General features: G+C 68.7%; 19 protein-coding genes. 8 read left to right on the top strand and 11 right to left on the bottom strand.

Features of this window, described 5'->3' with window-relative positions:
- Positions 1-54 precede the first annotated feature (54 nt).
- From gabT to ACFQRE_RS09855, 4 genes are read left to right on the top strand one after another with little or no spacing between them, the layout of a single operon-like run.
- Complete coding sequence (gabT, locus tag ACFQRE_RS09870; RefSeq protein WP_380121712.1) at positions 55-1,395, top strand: 4-aminobutyrate--2-oxoglutarate transaminase; 1,341 nt, start codon at positions 55-57, stop codon at positions 1,393-1,395.
- On the top strand, positions 1,392-2,657 hold the full coding sequence (locus ACFQRE_RS09865; RefSeq protein ID WP_380121709.1) for a Glu/Leu/Phe/Val family dehydrogenase: 1,266 nt from the start codon (positions 1,392-1,394) through the stop codon (positions 2,655-2,657). Before gabT ends, ACFQRE_RS09865 begins: the two co-directional genes overlap by 4 nt.
- Positions 2,654-4,024 carry an NAD-dependent succinate-semialdehyde dehydrogenase gene (locus ACFQRE_RS09860; RefSeq protein ID WP_380121707.1) on the top strand — a complete coding sequence of 457 codons (1,371 nt, stop codon included), beginning with the start codon at positions 2,654-2,656 and terminating at the stop codon, positions 4,022-4,024. Before ACFQRE_RS09865 ends, ACFQRE_RS09860 begins: the two co-directional genes overlap by 4 nt.
- Positions 4,021-5,295 carry an NAD(P)/FAD-dependent oxidoreductase gene (locus tag ACFQRE_RS09855; protein WP_380121704.1) on the top strand — a complete coding sequence of 425 codons (1,275 nt, stop codon included), beginning with the start codon at positions 4,021-4,023 and terminating at the stop codon, positions 5,293-5,295. Before ACFQRE_RS09860 ends, ACFQRE_RS09855 begins: the two co-directional genes overlap by 4 nt.
- 34 nt (positions 5,296-5,329) lie before the next feature.
- On the opposite strand, the gene ACFQRE_RS09850 is transcribed toward ACFQRE_RS09855, so the two are convergent.
- The 5 genes from ACFQRE_RS09850 to ACFQRE_RS09830 form a co-directional block, all read right to left on the bottom strand.
- Positions 5,330-6,364 carry an agmatine deiminase family protein gene (locus ACFQRE_RS09850; protein WP_380121702.1) on the bottom strand — a complete coding sequence of 345 codons (1,035 nt, stop codon included), beginning with the start codon at positions 6,362-6,364 and terminating at the stop codon, positions 5,330-5,332.
- Entirely contained in the window at positions 6,364-7,326 is a 963-nt protein-coding gene (locus ACFQRE_RS09845) for a nitrilase-related carbon-nitrogen hydrolase (protein WP_380121700.1), read from the bottom strand. The genes ACFQRE_RS09850 and ACFQRE_RS09845 overlap by 1 nt, the downstream gene beginning before the upstream one ends.
- 38 nt (positions 7,327-7,364) lie before the next feature.
- Positions 7,365-7,934, bottom strand: coding sequence for a TetR/AcrR family transcriptional regulator (locus ACFQRE_RS09840; RefSeq protein WP_380121698.1), 570 nt, complete (start codon positions 7,932-7,934; stop codon positions 7,365-7,367).
- The gene (locus ACFQRE_RS09835; RefSeq protein WP_380121695.1) at positions 7,931-9,442 is read right to left on the bottom strand and encodes a purine-cytosine permease family protein; all 1,512 of its coding nucleotides are present in this window, start codon (positions 9,440-9,442) and stop codon (positions 7,931-7,933) included. The genes ACFQRE_RS09840 and ACFQRE_RS09835 overlap by 4 nt, the downstream gene beginning before the upstream one ends.
- A gap of 240 nt (positions 9,443-9,682) precedes the next feature.
- Positions 9,683-10,009: a DMT family transporter gene (locus ACFQRE_RS09830; protein ID WP_380121693.1), complete on the bottom strand. Its 327-nt coding sequence runs from the start codon at positions 10,007-10,009 to the stop codon at positions 9,683-9,685.
- A 70-nt stretch (positions 10,010-10,079) separates the two neighbouring features.
- Between ACFQRE_RS09830 and ACFQRE_RS09825 the strand changes: the two genes are divergently transcribed.
- Entirely contained in the window at positions 10,080-10,643 is a 564-nt protein-coding gene (locus ACFQRE_RS09825; protein WP_380121690.1) for a TetR/AcrR family transcriptional regulator, read from the top strand.
- Positions 10,644-10,646: 3 nt separating this feature from the next.
- Here ACFQRE_RS09825 and ACFQRE_RS09820 read toward each other — a convergent pair whose 3' ends face one another.
- From ACFQRE_RS09820 to ACFQRE_RS09795, 6 genes are read right to left on the bottom strand one after another with little or no spacing between them, the layout of a single operon-like run.
- Positions 10,647-12,068: an aminobutyraldehyde dehydrogenase gene (locus ACFQRE_RS09820; protein WP_380121687.1), complete on the bottom strand. Its 1,422-nt coding sequence runs from the start codon at positions 12,066-12,068 to the stop codon at positions 10,647-10,649.
- Between the two features lie 5 nt (positions 12,069-12,073).
- On the bottom strand, positions 12,074-13,492 hold the full coding sequence (locus tag ACFQRE_RS09815) for a flavin monoamine oxidase family protein (protein WP_380124224.1): 1,419 nt from the start codon (positions 13,490-13,492) through the stop codon (positions 12,074-12,076).
- Complete coding sequence (locus ACFQRE_RS09810; RefSeq protein ID WP_380121684.1) at positions 13,432-14,370, bottom strand: nitrilase-related carbon-nitrogen hydrolase; 939 nt, start codon at positions 14,368-14,370, stop codon at positions 13,432-13,434. Before ACFQRE_RS09810 ends, ACFQRE_RS09815 begins: the two co-directional genes overlap by 61 nt.
- The gene (locus ACFQRE_RS09805; RefSeq protein ID WP_380121682.1) at positions 14,367-15,401 is read right to left on the bottom strand and encodes an agmatine deiminase family protein; all 1,035 of its coding nucleotides are present in this window, start codon (positions 15,399-15,401) and stop codon (positions 14,367-14,369) included. The genes ACFQRE_RS09810 and ACFQRE_RS09805 overlap by 4 nt, the downstream gene beginning before the upstream one ends.
- Positions 15,398-17,029 (bottom strand): amidohydrolase, encoded by a 1,632-nt coding sequence (locus ACFQRE_RS09800; RefSeq protein ID WP_380121679.1) that lies wholly within the window; start codon positions 17,027-17,029, stop codon positions 15,398-15,400. The genes ACFQRE_RS09805 and ACFQRE_RS09800 overlap by 4 nt, the downstream gene beginning before the upstream one ends.
- Positions 17,026-18,507, bottom strand: a complete 1,482-nt coding sequence (locus ACFQRE_RS09795; RefSeq protein WP_380121676.1) for an APC family permease — start codon at positions 18,505-18,507, stop codon at positions 17,026-17,028. The genes ACFQRE_RS09800 and ACFQRE_RS09795 overlap by 4 nt, the downstream gene beginning before the upstream one ends.
- A 36-nt stretch (positions 18,508-18,543) precedes the next feature.
- On the opposite strand from ACFQRE_RS09795, the gene ACFQRE_RS09790 reads away from it, so the two are divergent.
- The 3 genes from ACFQRE_RS09790 (at position 18,544) to ACFQRE_RS09780 (ending at position 21,459) form a co-directional block, all read left to right on the top strand.
- On the top strand, positions 18,544-19,077 hold the full coding sequence (locus ACFQRE_RS09790; protein WP_380121674.1) for a TetR/AcrR family transcriptional regulator: 534 nt from the start codon (positions 18,544-18,546) through the stop codon (positions 19,075-19,077).
- Between the two features lie 198 nt (positions 19,078-19,275).
- Complete coding sequence (locus ACFQRE_RS09785; protein WP_380121671.1) at positions 19,276-19,941, top strand: TetR family transcriptional regulator; 666 nt, start codon at positions 19,276-19,278, stop codon at positions 19,939-19,941.
- Positions 19,942-20,154: 213 nt separating this feature from the next.
- Positions 20,155-21,459 (top strand): ABC transporter substrate-binding protein, encoded by a 1,305-nt coding sequence (locus ACFQRE_RS09780; RefSeq protein ID WP_380121668.1) that lies wholly within the window; start codon positions 20,155-20,157, stop codon positions 21,457-21,459.
- Positions 21,460-21,569: the final 110 nt, after the last annotated feature.

The following is a 21,569-nucleotide window of genomic DNA, read 5'->3' as shown; positions in this document are numbered from 1 at the left end:
ACTTGTGCGGAACGGACGTGGCCGGAGTGGCCCAGCCCGCCTAACGTTCAGGCCATGAGCGAGCACACCACCGGCGGCCCGGCACTCCCCCAGGAGCGCCGCCTCGTCACGTCCATCCCCGGTCCGAAGTCGCAGGAGCTGCAGCGCCGCAAGAGCGCGTCCGTACCGACCGGCGTCGGGACGACCCTCCCCGTCTACACCGTCGCGGCAGGTGGCGGCGTCATCGTCGACGTCGACGACAACTCGCTGATCGACTTCGGCTCCGGCATCGCCGTGACCACGGTGGGCAACAGCTCCCCACGCGTGGCGGCGGCAGTGGCCGAGCAGGCGCAGGCCTTCACCCACACCTGCTTCATGGTCACTCCCTACGACGCCTACGTGCGCGTCGCCGAGGCCCTCAACCGGCTCACCCCTGGCACGCACGACAAGCGCACCGTGCTCTTCAACTCCGGCGCGGAAGCGGTCGAGAACGCCGTCAAGATCGCCCGTACCCACACGAAGCGGCAGGCAGTCGTCGTCTTCGACCACGCCTACCACGGCCGCACCAACCTGACGATGGCGATGACCTCGAAGAACATGCCGTACAAGAGCGGCTTCGGGCCCTTCGCCTCCGAGGTCTACCGCGCACCGCTGTCCTACCCCTACCGCGACCATGGAGTCGACGGCCCTACTGCCGCCCGGCGTGCCATCGACACCATCGAGAAGCAGATCGGCGCCGACAACCTCGCAGCGCTCGTGATCGAACCGATCCAGGGCGAGGGCGGCTTCATCGTCCCCGCCGACGGATTCCTCGGCACGCTGGTGGAGTGGTGCCGCGCCAACGGCGTCGTGTTCGTCGCCGACGAGGTGCAGACCGGCTTCGCCCGCACCGGCGAGATGTTCGCCTGCGACCACGAGGGCGTCGTGCCCGACCTCATCGTCACCGCCAAGGGCATCGCCGGCGGCCTACCTCTGTCCGCGGTCACCGGCCGCGCCGAGATCATGGACGCCCCCCACGTCGGCGGACTCGGAGGCACCTACGGCGGCAACCCGATCGCCTGCGCCGCCGCCCTCGCCGTCATCGAGACCATCGAGCAGGACGGCCTCGTCGACCGTGCCCGCAACATCGGCAAGACCATGGTCGAGCGGCTGCAGTCCTTCGGCGACGCGCGCATCGGCGACATCCGCGGCCGCGGAGCCATGATCGCCGTCGAGCTCGTCAAGACCGGCACCACCGAGCCCGACGCCGACCTCACCAAAGCGGTCGCGGCCGCCGCCCACCAGCAGGGCCTCGTCGTCCTGACCTGCGGCACCTACGGCAACGTGCTCCGCTTCCTGCCGCCACTCTCCATGCCCGACCACCTCCTCGTCGAGGGACTCGACGTCCTCGAGCAGATCTTCAAGGACCTCCGATGACGAACACCCTCGAGCTCACGCTCACCACCGGCGGCCCACTGGACGACGCCCGCACCCAGCTTCGCGAGGCGACCACGATCCTCGGCTACGACGACGGCCTCTATGCCATGCTCGCCACGCCCCGCCGCGAGGTGACCGTCAGCATCCCGCTGCGCCGCGACAACGGCGACACAGAGCTCCTGGTCGGCCACCGTGTCCAGCACAACTTCTCCCGCGGCCCGGCCAAGGGCGGCCTGCGCTACTCCCCCGACGTCAACCTCGACGAGGTGCGAGCACTGGCCATGTGGATGACCTGGAAGTGCGCCCTCCTTGACGTCCCCTACGGGGGCGCCAAGGGCGGCATACGCATCGATCCACGCTACTACTCGCAGGCCGAGCTCGAGCGCGTCACCCGCCGCTACACCAGCGAGATCAGCCCGCTGATCGGACCCGAACGCGACATCCCGGCACCCGACATCGGCACCGACGAGCAGACCATGGCCTGGCTGATGGACACCTATTCCGTCCAGCAGGGCCACACCGTCCTCGGCGTCACGACCGGCAAACCGGTCAGCCTCGGCGGCTCCCTCGGGCGCGCGACCGCCACCTCACGAGGCGTCGCGCACGTCGCCCTCGCCGCACTGCGCTCGCGCGGCATCGACCCCGCCGGCGCCACGGCGTCGGTGCAGGGCTTCGGCAAGGTCGGCCGGTACGCCGCACGCTTCCTCGCCGAGGCCGGCGTCCGCGTGATCGCCGTCTCGGACCAGTACGGCACCATCGGGTCCCACACCGGACTGCACATCCCGTCCGTCGAGAAGCACGTCGACGCCCACGGCTCGGTCGTCGGCTTCCCCGCCGGCGAGGAGGTCGACGACGTCCTCACCCTCGACGTCGACCTGCTCGTCCCCGCTGCCGTCGAAGGCGTCATCCACGCCGGCAACGCCGACCGCGTTCGCGCCAAGGTCATCGTCGAAGGGGCCAACGGTCCGACCACGCCCGAGGCCGACGCAATCCTGCACGCCCGTGGCTGCCTCGTCGTGCCCGACATCCTGGCCAACGCCGGCGGCGTGATCGTGTCCTACTTCGAGTGGGTCCAGGCCAACCAGGCCTACTGGTGGTCCGAGGACGAGGTCGAGGCCAAGCTTGCCAACCGCATGACCACCGCGTGGTACCGGGTGACTGAGCACGCGGCCCGGCTCGACCTTCCCCTGCGTACTGCGGCGACCTGCCTTGCTGTCGAGCGCGTCGCCCAAGCCCACCTCCTGAGAGGCCTCTACCCGTGACCATCACGATCCCCTCCACCACCACCTTTGCCGTCCACGACCCCGCGACCACCGAAGTCATCGCCCAGGTGGCCGACGGCACCGCCGCGGATGCCCGGGCCGCCGTCGACGCCGCTGCCGCCGCATTCCCGGCCTGGGCCGCCACGCCGTCCCGCGTGCGGGCCGAGGTCCTCCGCCGGGCCTTCGCGCTGATCGTCGCCGACACCGAGCACCTCGCGGCCCTGATCCACTCGGAGAACGGCAAGTCCCTGGACGACGCCCGCGCCGAGGTCGGCTACGCCGCGGAGTTCTTCCGCTGGTTCTCGGAGGAAGCGGTGCGCACCGAAGGTTCGTACGGCGAATCGCCGGCCGGCGGCACGCGGACGATCGTGATGCACAAGCCGGTCGGCGTCGCGGCGCTCGTCACGCCGTGGAACTTTCCCGCGGCCATGGCGACCCGCAAGATCGCCCCTGCCTTGGCTGCGGGCTGCACGGTGGTGCTCAAGCCCGCGGCCGAGACGCCGCTCACCGCCCTCGCGATCGCCGAGCTCCTCACCGCGGCCGGGGTCCCCGAGGGCGTCGTCGGCGTTGTACCCACCACGGCTCCGGCCGAGGTCGTCAGCACCTGGCTCACGGACGACCGCGTCCGCAAGGTGTCCTTCACCGGCTCCACCGATGTCGGGAAGGTGCTGCTCAAGCTGGCGGCCGACCGCGTTCTCAACTCGAGCATGGAGCTCGGCGGCAACGCTCCCTTCGTGGTGACCGCCGACGCCGACATCGAGGCGGCTGTCGCGGGCGCGATGATCGCCAAGTTCCGCAATGCCGGCCAAGCGTGCACGGCCGCCAACCGGTTCTTCGTGCACGAGGACGTGCTCGACAAGTTCGTCGCCAGCCTCGGCGAGGCGATCGAAGGTCTCCAGGTGGCGCCGCTGATCAGTGCCAAGGCAGTCGACGGCGTCACCGCGCTGGTCGACGAGGCTGTGGACGCGGGCGCACGACTGACCCACCGGGGCAGCACCGACACCGGCGGCTGGTTCTACCCGGCGACGCTACTGGTCGACGTACACCCCGGCATGCGGATCGCGCGCGAGGAGATCTTCGGGCCCGTCGTCTCGGTGATCACGTGGCGCGACGAGCAGGCCATGCTCGCGCAGGCGAACGACAGCGAGTCAGGGCTTGCCGCCTACGTCTATGCCGGACGACTGCAGGATGCGCTGAGGATCGCCGAGGGTCTCGAGGCGGGGATGGTCGGGGTCAACCGTGGCGTCGTGTCCGACCCGTCCACGCCGTTCGGTGGCGTGAAGCAGAGTGGGATCGGTCGCGAGGGCGCACGCGAGGGCATCCGCGAGTACCAGGAGACTCAGTACTTCAGCGTGGACTGGACGTGACGCAGCGAGTTGTCGTTGTCGGCGGCGGCTACGCAGGCCTGACAGCAGCCCGTCGCCTGCTGCGCCGCGGCTGCGACGTGACCCTGGTGAACCCACACGGCTACATGACCTACCAGCCACTCCTACCCGAGACCGCGGCCGGCACGGTGCTCGCGGCCCACGTTGTGGTCCCGCTTCGTTCGGCTGTCCCCGGCGCCCACGTGCTTGCCGGATCCCTCACCCTCCTGGACACCAAAGCACGAGTCGCGACCTGCTCGACCTCAGACGGCACAACCCAGCGCATCGAGTACGACGAGGTGGTGCTCGCGCTCGGCTCGGTCGCGCGGACGTTCCCCGTGCCCGGGCTGGCCGAGCACGCCGTCGGCTTCCGGACTGTCGAGGAGGCGCAACACCTGGGCAGCCGCATTCTGTCGCGGCTCGAGCTGGCCGCGTCGACCACCGACGCGGCCACCCGCGAACGTGCGCTGACCTTCGTCTTCGTCGGCGGCGGGTATGCCGGCATCGAGGCGCTGGCCGAGCTGGAGGACATGGTGCGCCGGGTGATCTTCCGATACGAGCAACTCACCATGGCCGATACCCGCTGGGTGCTCGTCGAGGCAACCCCACGGATCCTGGGGCAACTGCCGGAGCGGCTGGCGACGTACGCCACCACCGAACTGGCGGGACGCGGCATCGAGATCCGCACCGGCACCGCCCTGGCTTCCCTCACCGACGGTCATGCCGTGCTCAGCGACGGCACCACCATCCGCACCGACACGGTCGTGTGGACCGCCGGCGTTGTCGCCAATCCACTGCTGCGCGCCCTCGGGCTCCAGTGCGACCCGGCCGGCCGAGTGGTCACCGATAAGCACCTGCGCGTCGTCGACGGCGTCTGGGCGATCGGCGACTGCGCCGCCGTGCCCGACCTCGTGACCGGTGGGCCGTGCGCGCCGACCGCCCAACACGCCGTACGCCAAGCAGTGCGACTGAGCAAGAATCTCACCGGCCGAGTCCGCCCCTACCGGCACAAGGACGCCGGCGCCGTGGCGTCGCTGGGGCTGCACAAGGGTGTCGCCGAGCTGTACGGCGTCTCGGTGCGGGGTCGGCTCGCCTGGCTGGTGCACCGGCTCTACCACGGCTCGCGACTGCCCTGCTCCCGGCGAAAGCTGCTGGTGAACCTGGTGTGGCTGCTCGGAGCCCGAGGTCGCGACCCGGTCGCTGTCACTGCGCTCGAGTCGCCGCGCTCTCCACTGAGGGACGCGGTGGAGGCTAGTGAGCGTCCTGCAGGTTGAGCCGCCGCCGCCGGCGGCTCAACCGTGGTTGATGTCAGGAAACGGAACGTCGTGCTGTCGGTTGCTGCTGGGTGATGCAGTGGATGCCGCCACCGCGGGAGAAGATCGGACGCGCGTCGACGCTCACAACCTTCCGGCCGGGATAGGCGGCGGCAAGGATGTCCGCAGCCTCCGCGTCGCGCCGATCGTCGAACGAGCAGGCGATCACTCCGTCATTGACGACCAAGTGGTTCACGTAGCTGTAGTCGACCCAGCCCTCGTCGTCGACCAACACGTCCGGCGCCGGCAGGTCGATGACCTCCCAGGACCGACCGTGGGCGTCGCGCGTCCCGGCGAGCAGTTCGCGCAGCTCGCGCCACAGCTCGTGGTCTGGATGCGTCTTGTCTTCCTGGGCATGGAGCAGCAGTACGCCGGGTGACGGGATGGTCGCGACGATGTCGACGTGCCCCCGGGTGCCGAACATCTCACGATCACGCGCGAGCCCTCTCGGCAGCCAGATGAAGTGCGTCCCACCGATGGTGCGGCTCAGCTCCGCTTCGATGTCGGCCTTGGTGAGGCCAGGGTTGCGATCGGGGTCGAGCTGCACGCTCTCGGTGAGCAGGACGGTCCCCTGGCCGTCGACGTGGATGCCGCCACCCTCGTTGACGATGGAGGACGAGACCCGCTTGACCCCGGCTCGGTCGATGACGGCGCTGCCGATCCGTGAGTCCTTGGCCCACGTGGCCCACTCCTGCTGACCCCAGCCGTTGAAGATCCAGTCGACGGCGGCGACCTGGCCGGCTTCGTCGTGGACGAAGGTGGGCCCGATGTCACGCATCCACGCGTCATCGAGCGGCTCCGTGACGAGGTCGATCTCGGCGGAGAGGTAGGAGCGCGCCAGGTCGAGATCAGCCGGATCAACCACCATCGACACCGGTTCGAACTCCGTGATGGCATTCGCGACGGCGGCCCAGGTGGTGCGAGCCTCGTCAGCATCTGCTGCGGACTCGCCGAGGGTGTAACCCTGCGGCGGGAAGGACATCCACACCCGCTCCTGGCGGGCCGTCTCACTCGGCATCAGCCACGTCATCAGGAGCCGCCATGAGGACGAGCATGGTCGACGGGTGCGGTGAGCCGCCCGTACGTGTCGGGACGTCTCGTCGTCAGGAACGGAAACAGGTCGAGCCAGTCCTTGCGCTGGTCCAGGTCGAGGTCGGTCACGATCACTGCTTCCTCGTCGCGCGGCGCCTCGGCCAGCACGCGACCGTAGGGGTCGGACACGAACGAGGAGCCGTAGAACGTCAGTCCGCCCTCGTCGCCGGTGCGGTTGGGCACGACCATGTAGGTGCCGCCGGCGATGCCATTGGCGACGATGACCTGGCGCCACAGCGGCTGGGTGTCGAAGTGGGGGAACGTGGGCTCGGAGCCGATGGCCGTGGGGTAGACCAGGATCTCCGCGCCATCGAGCGAATAGCTGCGGGCGACCTCAGGGAACCACTCGTCCCAGCAGGTCGGAAGTCCGACGCGTGCGCCGTCGAGTGCCTTCACTTCGTGGACCGGGTAGGCGTCGTCAGCCGGTCCGCCACGGAAGTAGGTGTCCTCGTAGTAGCCCGCGCTCACCGGGATGTGCAGCTTGCGCGTGCGACCGAGAAGCTCACCCTCGGGCGACACGAGGAAGGCGGTGTTGAACCCGAGACCGTCGGGACCGTCGGCGCGTTCGTAGAGAGAGGCGTGGACCACAACGCCGTGTGCCGCTGCTGCCGCGGCGGCGAAGGTGAATGTCGGGCCTTCGAGCAGCCGCTCGGCGTGGTCGCCCGGCGCGCCAGTTGCGCGGGTGTCGGCGGGGTACTTGCTCAGCGTCAGCTCGGGCAGGAACACCGCTTGCGCTCCTTCGCCTGCGGCCTGACCGATCGCATCGCGGAGGACGGCCACGAGATCGGCGACGTCCTCACGCCAGCGGTGCTGGACCAGGCCGACGCGCACTGGCGGGCGACTGGACGGCGTGGAGCGTGCCAACGAGGGCAGGGGGGAGGTGGCGGTGATGAGTCTCATCGTGTTCCTAGCTGTGGTGGCGATCGGGTCGTCGTGCGTCAGTGGTCGAAATACGTGTGAATCGTGTCGCGGAGAAGCCCGCGTGCCTCGTCGGCACTGAGTTCGCCGGTCAGCCATCGACCGGACAGTCCCTCGACGAGTGAGGTAAGGACGACGGCGGTCTTGCGTGCGTCCTGGTCTGCCGTCTGCTTGTCCTCGCGCTGTACTTCCACGATCAGGCTGGCGATGTCGTGATGCCAGACCGCAGTCGTCTGAGCCAGGGGGGTCGCGATGTCCGGCTCGAAGACGGCGGTGGCTCGCAGCTCGTTCCAGGCAACAGAGTTTGCCCACACCTGGTCGCGATCCTGGATCTCGCCCAGGAGACGGGCTTCCAGCCGCTCGAGCGCGGAGGCGCCTTCGCTCCCCTGGGTGCGGTAGTCACTGGCGGTGCCGTTGATGTGCTCCAGGGTCGCCGCGAGGAGTCCGTTGCGGTCCTTGAAGTGGTAGTAGAGAAGGCTTGTCGACACCTCCGCCTGCTTCGCGACGTCATGGACCCTGAGTCCACGAACTCCGCTCCGTGCGATGCACTGCGTGGCCGCTTCCAGGATGATCGTCTGTCGCTCGTTCATGCCGGTATCCCATCATCGGCGTGCTCAAGCTCGGGTCCGGGTGCGACTGGCGTCGCATCCTCTGGCCAGAGCCTGAGGGTGACGAGGTAGCCGACGGCGGCGATGAGGCCGGATCCCACGAGGCTCACGTCGACACCTCCGGCGATGTTGGCAAGAGGACCTACGTATGCCGTCGTGTTGACGGCGAGGACCCCGCACACCGACGCGATTGCGAACGGGACGACAGCGCGAAGATCCCACCCTGCGGTGAACCAGTAGCGGCCACCATGGCGACCCTCGTTGAACACCTGGAGATCGGCGGGGTCGTAGATGCCGCGACGCGCGACCAGGAAGCCCACGACGTTGATCGCGACCCACGGGCCGGCAACGCCGTTCAGGATCAGGGTCATGGCGGTGATCGCGTCTACCGCGTCGATCACGAACACGCCGACGTACAGCAGTGCGACGGCCGCGGCTGAGGTGATCAGCGTCGTGTGAATGCGCTTGAGTCGAGGAATGAGCGCTTCCAGATCCAGTCCGCTCGCGTAGATGTTGAGGACTCCTTGGCCGAGGCCGCCGGCGAGGGCGATCACCACGATCGGGAGCACGTACCAGCCGGGTGCCGCAGCGACGAGGTCGCGGACGTAGGAATCTCCGAGGGTCGTGAAGGTCGCGGCGGTGAAGATGCCGAAGGCTGCGGTGACGAAGAGTCCGAGGAACCCACCGGCACCGCTCGCGAGTGCCACGATGCGGTCACTGAACTGGGCACCCGAGACGCGCCGGGTGTAGTCGCCCAGTGTCGGCGCGTAGGAAAGTGGGCCTCCGATCGACACTGTCACGCAGAGAAACCACGTCGACCAGTAACTACCGAGGAGGTAGTCGCCGCCAGGCCTGGCGCTGTCGAAGCCCGGAGCGAAGGCGACGATGCCGAGCAACAGAAGGACGCCGATGACAGGGATCACGAACTTCTGTAGGGCGACCACCGTCGCATGGCCGAGGCTCGCGACGACCACGATCTCCAAGGCGATCACCCCGTAGCCAAGCGCAAGCACCAGGTCGTTGTCCGGAGTGCCGAAAGCGCGGTGTGCAGCCGCCACGAGGGCGTCCCCAGCGGTCCAGACCGAGATGGCCGCATAGGCGAGCGCGAAGGCCAGCGTGAGAAGGGAGCCGATGAGACGTCCGCGAACTCCGAAGTGCGCGCCGCTCGAGACCACGTTGTTGGTGCCGGTCCGCGGTCCGAGCAGGGACAGCGGGGTGACCAGCAGGGTGCCTATGGCCAGCCCCACAAAGCTGGAAGTCACAGCGCTGTGCCAACTCAGACCGAAGCTGATCGGCAGCCAGCCAAAGATGATGACCGAGAACGCGAGGTTGCCCCCGAAGAAGACGGCGAACACATTGCCGGGAGTGGAGTCGCGCTCCGACTCGGGAATGTACTCGACGCCGGTTGTCTCTACGCGGCCGAAGCGGTCGGACCCGCGGTCGTGTGTCGCGGGGTGCCCGTCGTCGGAACTTCGCGGAGCTGATGTCATGCGCGCACCCATGTCTCGTTCGAGGCTCGAGGAGCCGGTCGCTGTGCCACGAGAATAGATCCTGACTGAATATTCAGTCAAGCCTTTTTGACGGCGACATTCCCCCCTCTGTCGACCGACTCTCGCGTAGCGCCACGTTCGCGAGAGGCCGCAGATCGTCTGGTCGACGCGAAGCGCGCGAGGGCATTCGCGAATCCAGGGGACCCGCTGCTTCAACGCCGACTGGTCACGCAGTCATCATCAGTGAGCGCCCTGCAGGTTGAGGACGACGACCCCGGCGATGATCATGCCCAGCGCGGCGATCTTCATGGCGTTGAGGGATTCGCCCAACCACAGCGCGCCGACGACGGCCACGGCGGCCGTGCCGACGCCGGCCCAGATGGCGTACGCGGTGGACACCGGCATGTGGCGCACCACGAGGGCGAGCAGCCAGATCGAGACCGCATATCCGCCGACGACGAACACCGTCCAGAGCGGGTCCTTGAAGCCCTGGGTGCGCGGAAGCGCCGCGCTGGCGGCGACCTCGGCAGCGATCGCGGCCATCAGGAGTCCGAATGCGGCATACATGTTCAGCGGTCCTTTCGAGAAAATGTAGCAGTCGCTACACACTCAATGTAGCAGATGCTACAATCTGATGGTGGCCAAGGATCCGGCACGCCGAGAGGTGTGGACGCGCGAGGCGACCGACTACGCGCTCGAGCACGGGCTGATCGGGCTGAGCCTTCGGCCGCTGGCGGCGTCGCTCGGCACGAGCGACCGGATGCTGCTCTACCACTTCGGCACCAAGGACGACCTCGTCGCCGCCGTGCTTCGCGACTCCAACGACCGAGCGGTGGCCGCCATCTCCGCCCTCGCGCCGTCGCCGGACCTGCGCGCGGCCGTCCACGACCTCTGGTCGGTGGTGCGATCGCCCGAGTTCGAGCCCTGTACCCGGTTGTACGTCGAGGCGGCCGCGCTCGGCCTGCTGGGCCGCGAGCCCTACGCGAGCGTCGTCCGGGAGGCCAACGAGCACTGGCTGCGGTCGTTCGTCACGCACCTGTCGAAGTCTGGCGTCGCCCGACCGTTGGCCAAGCGGGCCGCCACGATCATCGACGCGGCCTTCATGGGCTTCCAGCTCGACGCTCCCCTGGACGTCGGGACCACCGCCCGGAAACGGGCGGTGGTCGACCTGGCCGACGCCGTGGCGGCGCTGGGCCGCTGACGGTCAGCCGTGCGCGTGCATCACGTGCTTGATGCGCGTGTAGTCCTCCAGCCCGTACTGGGAAAGGTCCTTGCCGTAGCCGCTCTGCTTGAAGCCCCCGTGCGGCATCTCCGCGACCAGCGGGATGTGCGTGTTGACCCACACGCAGCCGAAGTCGAGGTCGATCGAGCAGCGGTGCGCGGTGCCGTGGTCGGTGGTCCACACGCTCGCGGCGAGGCCGAAGTCCACGTCATTGGCCAGTTCGATCGCCTCCTTCTCGGTCTCGAAGGTCTGCAGCGTCACGAGCGGACCGAAGGTCTCCTCCTGCACGACCGGGTCGTCTTGCCGCACGCCGGCAACGAGCGTCGGCGCGAAGTAGTAGCCGGTCTCCCCGACCCGGGCGCCCCCGGTCATCACGCGCGCGTGAGCCGGAAGTGCGTCGATGACACCCTGGACCCGCGCCAGCTGGTCGGCGTTGTTGAGCGGTCCGTAGAACGGGCTTTCGACATCCGGGCCGGTCGCGACGTCGCCGATCGCGGTGACGAGCGCCTTCTCGAGCTGCTCGGCGATCGAGGAGTGGACCAAGATCCGGGTCACGGCGGTGCAGTCCTGACCGGCGTTGAAGAACGCCCCGACCACGATGCCCTCGACCGCTGCCGGGAGGTCGGCGTCTGCGAAGACCACGGCTGGCGCCTTGCCACCGAGCTCGAGGTGGACCCGCTTCACGTCGACCGCGGCCGCCGCGGCGACCTGCTTCCCGGCACCAGTCGAGCCGGTGATCGAGACCTGCGCCGCGGCCGGGTGGGCGACGACGAGGCGGCCGGTGTCCCGGTCACCGCAGACGACGTTGAGCACACCGGGAGGCAGCACCCCCGCAGCGATCTCCCCGACCAGCGAGGCCGAAGCAGGCGTGGTGTCCGACGGCTTGAGCACGACGGTGTTGCCCGCGGCGAGCGCCGGCGCGATCTTCCAGATCGACATCATGAACGGGTAGTTCCACGGGGCGACCTGGCCGACGACGCCGACCGGCTCGCGGCGTACGTAGGAGGTGTGGCCGGCGAGGTACTCCGCCGCGGCGGCGCCCTCGAGCGAGCGCGCCATGCCGGCGAAGTAGCGGAGCTGGTCCATGCCGACCGTGATCTCCTCGTCGCGGGTGAGCTCGACCGGCTTGCCGGTGTCGCGCACCTCGGCGGCGAGGATGTCGTCGGCGCGTGCCTCGAGAGCGGCGGCCAGGGCGATCAGCAGCCGCTGCCGCTCGGCGGGGGTGGTCTTGCGCCACGTGCGGAAGGCGCGCTTCGCAGCGTCGTACGCCGCGTCGACGTCAGCCGTCCCAGAGAGCGCTGCCGTGCCGTAGACCTCGCCGGTGCGTGGATCGAGGATGTCGCTGGTGCGACCGTTGGCCGCGGCGACGAGCGAGCCATCGATGACGTTGTTGATCAAGAGCATGCCTTTCACTGAACCGACGTGGGCTGGGCGAGGATCTGCTCGGCGAGGCGGGTGCCCATGCGCACCGCTCCGTCGACGTGCTGGAAGCCGAGGCCGGCGATGTCGCTGGAGCCGAAGCGGATCGGGCCGACCGGCTCGTGCAGCGCGTGCCCGTAGCGGGTCAGGCTGCCGACGTCGAAGCTGGTGGCGTAGGCGCCGCCGGTGAGCTCATGGTGTTGCCAGTCGCTCTCCACGTAGGTGCGCGGGGTGAGACCGGCGTCGCCGAAGTACGCCGCGAGCGAGGCAAGAATCTGTGCCCGGCGCTCGTCGTCGGAGAGTCGACCCATCGCGTCGGCGTTCACGTCGGAGACAAAACCGACCAGGTGGCCGGTGGTGGAGCCGTCGGGGGTGTTGTCGTAGACCTCGTGCACCAGCTGGTAGGGCGCGAAGCCGGTGCCGGACAGGCCCGACTCCCGCCAGAACGGGGTGTCGTACTCCGCCTGCACCTTGATCACCAGGCCGAACGACTGGTGCTCGCGGGCGTGACGGTGCTCGGCGGGAAGTTCGGGCCAGATCCGGATCCGGCGGACGTGGGTCGGCGGGAGTGCGAGGACGACGTTGCCCGCCCGCACCTGCTCACCGTCGACCGTGACTGTCGCCCCGGACTCGTCCCAGTCGACGTGGGTGACGTCGGCACTGAGCCGGATCTTGTCGCCGAGACGCGCGGCCAGAGCAGCCGGCACCGAGGCGAGGCCGCCGACCACGCGCTTGTCGAGGATGAAGTCCGCGTCGACCAGGTTCGTGAACGAGCTGGCGCTGGCCGACATCAGCACCGCGGTGAGCGCGGAGAACGACCACGTGGGCTTGGTCAGCATGGCCGGGCCGAGGTAGAGCGCGATGTTGTCGCGCGCCTCCTGGTCGTCGGTCTGCCCGTCGAGCCAGTGGGCGAAGGAGACCCGGTCGAGCAGGTCAGCCTGCGGGTGCTCCCACGGCCGGTCGGGGTCCATGAGCCCGGCCAGTTCATCGATGACGCCGATGATCCGGTCGATCTCCTTGGCGGTCTGCGCGTCGACCGGGAGGTCCTCGCCGGTGAAGCGACGGGCGACACCGGCGCGGTCGACGTACAGGGATTCGCCCTCGCGGTGCCGTGAGTAGGTCTCGAGGTCGAGCTCGACAAGGAGGGCGATCAGCGCCTCCTGGTCGGGGGAGACCCACTGGCCGCCGATCTCGAACAGGGAGCCGTCGTGCTCCTCGCTGCGCAGCCGCCCGCCGACGCGGTCGCGCGCCTCGAGCACCACGACGTCCTGGCCAGCCTGTGCGAGACGCCAGGCGGCCATGAGGCCGGTGACTCCTCCGCCGACGATGACGGTGTCATGAGTGGACATCAGTTGCCCCCCTTCTCGACGAGGGACCCGTAGGTGTCCGGACGCCGGGTCTGCAGGAATGGGAAGAGGTCGAGCCAGTCCCGGCGTTGCGCCAGGTCGAGGTTCGCCACGAGCACGGCGTCATCCTCACGGTCGGCCTGCACCAGGACACGGCCGTAGGGGTCACTGATGAAGGACGAGCCGTAGAAGTGGACGAGACCCTCGTTGCCCCATCGGTTGGGGACGACCATGAAGAGCCCGTTGGCGATGCCGTTGCCCACGATGACGCTCTGCCACAGCGGCTGGGTGTCGAAGTCGGGGTGATCCGGCTCGGAGCCGATCGCCGTGGGGTAGGCCAGGATCTCCGCGTCAGCCAGCGAGTAGGCCCGGGCCAGCTCTGGGAACCATTGGTCCCAACAGGTCGGCAGACCCAGTCGCGGCGCGCCCGGTAGGTCGACGGCGTGGACCGGGTATGACGACTCCGCCGGCCCCGGACGGAAGTACAGGTCCTCGTAGTAGCCGGAGGTCACGGGGATGTGCAGCTTGCGCGTGCGCGCCACGATGCGCCCGTCTGGCGCCACCAGGATGGCGGTGTTGAAGCCGAGTCCGTCGTCGGCGTCCGCCTTCTCGTAGAGCGAGGCGTGTACGAGGACGCCGTACGCCGCGGCCGCCGCGGCGGCGAAGGTGTGCGTCGGGCCGCCATCGAGCGGCTCGGCGATGTCTGCCGGCACTCCCTCGGGCCTGGTGTCCGCCGGGTAGCGCGACAAGGTGAGCTCCGGCAGGAACACGATCGAGGCGCCCGCCCCGGCCGCGGTGGCGATGCCCTCGGTCAGGGTGGCGATGTGCTCCTCGGGGTCGGCGGCCCAGTGCATCTGGACCAGACCCACCGTCACCTGTCGGTCAGGGGCCCTGCCCACACGGGACAGGGGCGGCTGGGCGGGTACGGCAATGAGTTTCATGAGAAATCCTCGGTCAGTGCGGGTTGCTGTTGGGTGATGCAGTGGATGCCCCCGCCGCGGGCGAAGAGTGGCCGGGCATCGAGCTGGACGACGGTGCGTCCCGGGTATGCCTCGGCGAGCACCACACGGGCCTCGTCGTCGGCCGGGTCGTCAAAGGCGCACGCGATGACGGCGCCGTTGGCGACGTAGTGGTTCACGTAGCTGTGGTCGACCCAGCCCTCGCTGTCGCGGAGGTGCGACGGCGCCGGCAGCGTGACGACCTCCAGCGGCTTGCCCTCGGCGTCGGTCTCGTTGAGGAGGAGCGCCGCCAGCTCACGGCTGATCGCGGCGTCAGGGTGGGCCTCGTTGCGCTGCTCGTGGAGCAGCACCCGGCCGGGCGCGCTGAACGTGGCCACGATGTCGACGTGACCGCGCGTCCCGAACCGCTCACGGTCCCGGGTCAGGCCGCGCGGGAGCCAGATCACCTTGCGGGCGCCAACTGTCCGGGCGAGCTCGGCCTCGACCCGCTCGCGGGTCCAGCCGGGATTTCGCTCCGGGTCGAGCTGCACGGTCTCGGTGACCAGGAAGGTGCCGGCCCCGTCGGTGTGGATGCCTCCGCCCTCGTTGACCATCGGCGAGTCGATGCGTTCGGCACCGCTGACCTCGGTGGCGACCAGACTGGCCACGGCGTCGTACTCCCAGGTGGCCCAGTCCTGGGCGCCCCAGCCGTTGAAGACCCAGTTGACGGCGCCGAGTCCTTTCGGCCCGAGCACGAACGTTGGGCCGATGTCGCGATACCACGCGTCGTCGAGCGGGGCTTCGTGCAGCACGGCCTCGGAGGAGAGCCGGCGGCGCGCCTCACCGACCTCCTGCGGCGGCACCAGCATGTGGAGTGGTTCATGCTCGGCCACGGCGTTCGCCACCGAGGCCCAGGTCCGACGCGCGTCCTCGGCCTCCGCCGGCGTTTCTCCGAGGGTGTAGCTGCCGGACGGCCAAGCCATCCAGGTGCGGTCGTGCGGCTCGGTCTCGGCCGGCATCGTCCAGGTCGTCATGATGCGTATCTCCGTTCTCCGCCGACCCAGGTCTCCAGCACCGCGACGTCCGCGAGCTTGGCCGGGTCGACGATGTGCGGGTCCTGGTCCAGAACCACCAGGTCGGCGAGCTTGCCCACCGTGATCGAGCCCCGGTCGTGCTCACAGAAGTTGGCCACGGCGCTACCCATCGTGTAACCGTGCACAGCGTCGGCGACCGAGACCGCCTCCTCGGGCTGCCATGCGGCGCCACCGGCCAGCGGTGAGCGGGTCACCGCGCTGTAGATGCCGACCATGGGCTCCATCTCGGCGACGTTCCAGTCACTGGAGAACGCCAGCGTCGCGCCGTGCTCCTGCAACGACCGCAACGGCCAGGCCTGGTGCCAACGGCTCTCCCCCACCGCCTCGGCCCACGCGTGCCCCGGCCCGGCCAAGTCTGGGCTGGCGTGGCGCGGCTGCATGCAGGCCACCACTCCGAGGCTCGCGAACCGCGGCAGGTCGTCGTGCCGGAGGCACTCGACGTGCACGATCTGGTGGCGCGCGTCGCGTGGTCCGTTGGTCCGCCGGGCGTGCTCGACCGCGTCCAGCACCGTGGTGATGCCCCGGTCTCCGGTCGCGTGCACGAACAGCTGGAAGCCGTCGCGGTCCAGGCCTGTCACCAACTCGGCGAAGACCGCCGGCTCGTAGTACGTCGTCCCGCGCTGGCCCGGCTCGTTGGCGTAGTCCTCGTGCAGCGCCGCGGTGTGCGGCTCCACCACGTCGTCGATGTAGAGCTTGAGCGGCCCGACCCGCAGGTGGTCGTCGTCGTACACCGACCCCAGGCGGGCGAACTCCTTGCGCTCCTCCGGTGTCGTCGTGGGCGGGTGGAACATCGCCAGCACCATGCGTGGGTCGAGCCGTCCCTCGGCGCGCGCGCGCTCGAACAGTGCGATGTCGTCGGGCGAGTTCTGGGGCTCGACGACGGTGGTGATGCCGCAGGCGACAGCGTGTTCGAGGCTGGTCAGCAGGCGGGAGTACTGCCGGTCCGTGCTCGCCCACGGCAGCCCACGATCGCGTAGTGCACGCATGCCCGCACGCGACAGACCCTTCACCGCGAAATCGGCGACGAACCCCGTCGGGATCCCGCCGGCGTCCAGCTCGGCGGTGCCGAACGGCTGGTCCGCGTCGTCGATCCCGAGAGCCGTCAGGCCCAGCGTGTTCAACCAGAGGGTGTGCACGTCGTAGCTGAACACCACGACGGGACGGTCGGGAATGATCGCGTCGAGCTGCTGCCGGGTCGGGTGCGCGCCGTTCTCCAGCCCGGTGTACGCGTAGCCCTCGGCCTCCACCCAACCGACTCCTGGGTGTGCGCTGTTCCAGTCCCGCACACGCGCCGCGACGGTCTCGAAAGAGTCGGCTCCGGCGAGCTGGACGCACTCGCGATCCGAGCCGAGGCGGACGTGGTTGTGTGCGTCGACGAACCCGGGGAGGACGGTGCGCCCGTCGAGCCGTACGACGTCGGGGGCGCCGGTCACCCAGGCGGGCGCTTCCGCGGCGTACCCGACCCAGACGATGCTGCCGTCGCGGATCGCGACCGTGTCTGCGTGCGGCCGGGTCGGGTCGACCGTGTGCACGGTGCCGCCGGTGAGGACGAGGTCGGCGGTGGTCATCGGTCCTCCCTCGCGTCGACCAGGAAGCGGGTGCCGCGGCGCGTCCGGAGATACAGCACCTCATAGACGAGGGCTGCGACCACGACCCCGGCGGTAATGGCCAGGTCAACGCCAGCCGACTGGGACAGCGCGTAGGTGAGCGCGACAATCACCACCACCGGGGCGAGCGGCCAAAGGGGCATCTTCCAGCCCGCGTGGGGCGTACGACGGACCGCCAGCGCCCCGACGGCGAGTAACAGGTAGACCGCAGCGACCATCACCGACGTAACCCCCAGCAGCGACTCGATGTCGACCAGGTAGGCCAGCACGGCGCCCGGTATCGCGACCCCGAGCGTCGCGACGACGGGTGTGTTGAATCGTGGATGCAGCCGGGTCAAGGCGGCGTTGACCGGTGCGGGCCAGGCCTGGTCGCGCCCCGAGGAGTAGATGACACGGCCGTTCTGGAGCACCATCACGATGACTGCGTTGAGGATGGCAAGTGCGATCCCCACGCTCACTGCGGCGGCGACTCCCGGACCTGCCCAGCCCTCGACGAAGTCGGGAAAGCTCAAGACGCCAAGGTCCTCAAGAGAACCCGCACCGACGACGACAGCGGCGGTCGGGACGATGATCACCAGCGCTGCGATGAAGAGGGAGCCAAAGACGGCACGCGCCACATCGCGCCGAGGCTCCAGCATCTCTTCTGCGAGGTAGGACGCCGTACCGAAGCCGTTGACGACGAACATCGCGACGGCGAGCCCGGACACGAGGATGCCGAGCGTGAACGGCGAGAGGGCACTGTCGGTGAGCGCCTGTGGGTGGATCAGAGTGCTGACCGAGCGTTCGGAGTGGGTGAAGCCAAGGAAGGCGACCACGCTCGCAGCCAGGATCTCCAGGGCCAGGAAGCAACTGGTCACGAGGGCGTTCGCGCGTACGTCGAGCACCGCAGTGCATGTGGCCAGCAGCATCACGACCGCTCCGGTCGTGGCCCGGTCAAGGTCAACGATGGAGCTCAGGTAGTCGGCGGTGCCAAGGGCGATGACAGGTGGGATGACCACGAGCAGTGCGGCCGTCATCGCGAACGTCAGCCAGCCTACGGTGCGCCCGATGGTGTGGGTGATCATCGCGTACTCCCCACCGGAGCTCGGCGTACGCGTCCCAAGCTCGGCGTAGCAGGCGCCGACCGCGATCGAAATGACGAGGCCGAAGGCCAGAGCGATCACCACTCCGGAGCCCTGAGTTGCCAAGAGCGTCGGAACGATGATGAACAGGCTCGACGCCGGTGTGATGCACGAGACCGTCAGCAAGATCGCAGCGGTCACACCTAGCACCGGCGTGAGGCGCACGGGGGCCGCCCTCGACACGGCAGTAGCGTCTTGGTGCGCAGCGCCATCTACTGTCTTGGATCCTCGTCGCATTTGAAAGCCTTTCAAAGTAGTGTCACCGGTCACTATGAAGGTCAGGCCGATTACAGTCAAGGGGTGCTTGGTCAGGAACATCGGCGACACCGACGACTTGAGCGTCCGCGCGAGCGCGTGCTTGAGGAGGCCTGGGAACTGCTGGCCCAGAAGGGCCTGGCCGACCTGACCCTCTCCGAACTGGGCCGCCGGCTGGGCACCAACGCCAGCCACCTCTCCTACTACTTCGGCAGCAAGAACGGCCTGCTGCTCGACCTCCTGCGTTGGAGCGAAGACGAACTGAGCGAGCAGCTAGCCGGCGTCCTCGCTTCCGACGCCTCAGCCGAGGAGCGCGTGCGCGGGCTGTGTGAGCTGTTCCTTCCCCGCGCAGCCGGGGACCCGCGCTGGCTACTATGGGTCGAGTTGTGGCCACGCGTACTGCGCGATCCCGCTCTTCGCGAAGCACAACGAGAACTGGACGCCGCGTGGCGCAGCGCGCTCGCGACGTTGCTTGCCGAGATGACCGATGAAGATGTCGACCCGACAGCTCGACGAATGCTGGCGCTCCTGGATGGCCTGAGTGTCGCCCTGCTGACCGGAGAACCCGGACTCAGCAAGGAGGCAGCGTGGGAGCACGTGCGCACGCTGTTGCCGACCCAAAGGGGCGTCTGAAGGACTGATCTCCAGTACCCACGCTTGGTACGCCGACGAGCCCACCTGCGAACTTTCGTAGCACCAGATCAGCGCCGGCGCGCCGACGCTGAGATGCCCTGATCGCCGGGTCCAAGCAGGGTTGGGCGCGACGTACGTAGCGCGGGTTATGACGTGAGCTCATACGTCGGCGTAGTAGGTCTTGAGTAGTCTCACCTCATGAGCCAGCGAGGCACCACCCCACGACCATCGGCTCGCAACGTTCGCAAGCGGGCTCCCCGCCTCCCGGCCGACGAGCGTAGGCGGGAGATTGTGCTCGCGGCCCAGGACGTCTTCGGGGCTCGCGGCTACCACAAGGCCTCACTGGGTGAGATCGCGGAGCGAGTGGGACTGACGCACCAAGGGGTGTTGCACCACTTCGGCTCCAAGGAGCAGCTCTTTGTCGAGGTGCTGGCGCTGCGCGAACAGCTGGACGTGGCTGACTTTGAGAACCACGAGCCCCCTCACGGGCCCGATCTGCTCCGGCATCTCGTCAGCACGGCCGAGGTCAACGCCGGACGGGCGGGGCTGGTCCAGGCCTACGTCGTGCTCTCTGCCGAGTCCGTGACCGAGGACCATCCCGCACAGACTTCCTTCCGGGAACGGTTCGCGGTGCTCCGCCGACTCATCGCCGACGCTCTGGCCACGTCGGTCCCGTCGGACGCCGTCTCGGAGCACGAGATCGACGATGCTGCCTGCGCCGTCATCGCGGTGATGGACGGGCTGCAGGTCCAGTGGCTGTTGGAGCCCGATGCGGTCCGGATGCCGGAGACGGTCTCGTTGGTGATAGAAGCGCTGCTCCATCGCCTGCGCAGTCAGGCCGAGCTGCCGGGTGCACCGGACTGAGCAGGTGCGCGCCGTTTCCCAAAAAAATTTTCCGCGCACTACTTCCTTACCTGTCAGCAAGTGTGTTTGACTTCGGTCCCACCAGCCCGCCACATCGTCGTGGCGGATCTGCCGGGTGTGCCCGGCGGACGGCCTGCAGAGAAGGGATCCAGGATGCACCTGAGTCAGTTGAGGACCGGTCGACCCGGCCGCACCATTGCAGGGGCCGCCGTCGTGGGCGCGCTGCTTTTGACGGCCGCGTGCGGGGGCAGCTCAGAGGGGGACACGGGCGGCACCGCCGCAGGGACCTGCGAGCCGGCAGCCAAGGGGACCAAGGTCGCCCTGACGTTCACGTCCTGGGTCCCCGGCATGCAGGCGACAGTCGACGCCTGGAACAAGGCGAACCCCGACATCCAGGTCACGTACAAGGAGGTCGTGGGCGGCAACCAAGGTACCTACCAGGCCTACTCGAACCAGATCAAGGCAGGGAAGACGCCGGACATCGGGATGGTCGAGTTCGACAACCTTCCCTCGTTCCGGTTGCAGAACGGCTTGACCGACATCGGCGGGTGCGCACCTGTCAAGGAGGCCGCGAGCAAGTTCGTTCCTTGGACGGTGTCCCAGGTCGGCTTCGGCGAGAAGGACGCTGTCTACGGCGTACCCATGGACATCGGTCCGATGGCGCTGTACTACCGCAAGGACCTCTTCGACAGGGCCGGTATCCCAGCACCCGCCACCTGGGAGGAGTACTACGGGGCCGCGAAGAAGATCAAGGCTCAGGGCGCGACGATCGGCGCCTTCCCCACCGACCAGCCGGCCTGGTTCACCTCCTTGGCGTGGCAGAACGGCGCGCAGTGGTTCTCGGTCAAGGACAACGCGTGGAGTGTCAGTCTCACCGACGATGCGACGACGAAGGTCGCCGACTACTGGCAGAAGCTCATCGACGAGCGTCTCGTGGACACCATCCCGGGTCTCGGGGATCCGCAGTGGAAGGCACTCGACTCCGGCAAGGAGTGGTCGATCATCGGTGCGGCGTGGACGACCAAGCTGCTCGAGAGCTCAGCGCCCAAGACCAAGGGCAAGTGGGCCGTGGCGCCCATGCCGCAGTGGACCGCCGGTGGCAACACGACCGGCAACTGGGGCGGCTCGACGGCGGTGGTGTTCAAGAACTCCAAGCACCCCTATGAGGCGGCGAAGTTTGCCACGTGGGCCTTCAGCGACCTGGAGGCTCTGGCCCTCAACAACAAGAACGGCGGTCAGTACCCCGCGACGAGCGAAGGTCAGAAGCAGCTCCCCGCACTGAGCGAGGGCCTGCCCTACTACGGGAATCAGAAGGTCTGGGAGGTCTTCGCCACGGCCTCCGCGGGAGTTGACCCAAGCTTCCAGTGGGGGCCCACCATGACCCAGACCTACGCTGAGCTCGCTGACGGCATCGGCAAGGCCGTCAACGGCAAGGGCACCCTCAGCGGTGCCTTGGAGACAGCCCAGGCCAAGACCGTCCAGACCATGAAGTCGCAGTCGCTCACCGTCTCGGAGTGAGCAGACGACGTCGCGTCGGTCGGCGAGGTCACTCCTCGCCGCCCGACGGCGTGCCCGCGCGCGTGGGCCGCCCGGAGCAGGAGGGAGCAGCGACATGACGGTTCCGCCGC

This window comes from Knoellia pratensis (assembly GCF_042666395.1).
In the GTDB taxonomy this organism is placed as follows: Bacteria; Actinomycetota; Actinomycetes; order Actinomycetales; family Dermatophilaceae; genus Knoellia; species Knoellia pratensis.
The sequence above is the reverse complement of the archived record's forward strand: the minus strand, read 5'-3'. Positions and strand labels throughout refer to the sequence as shown.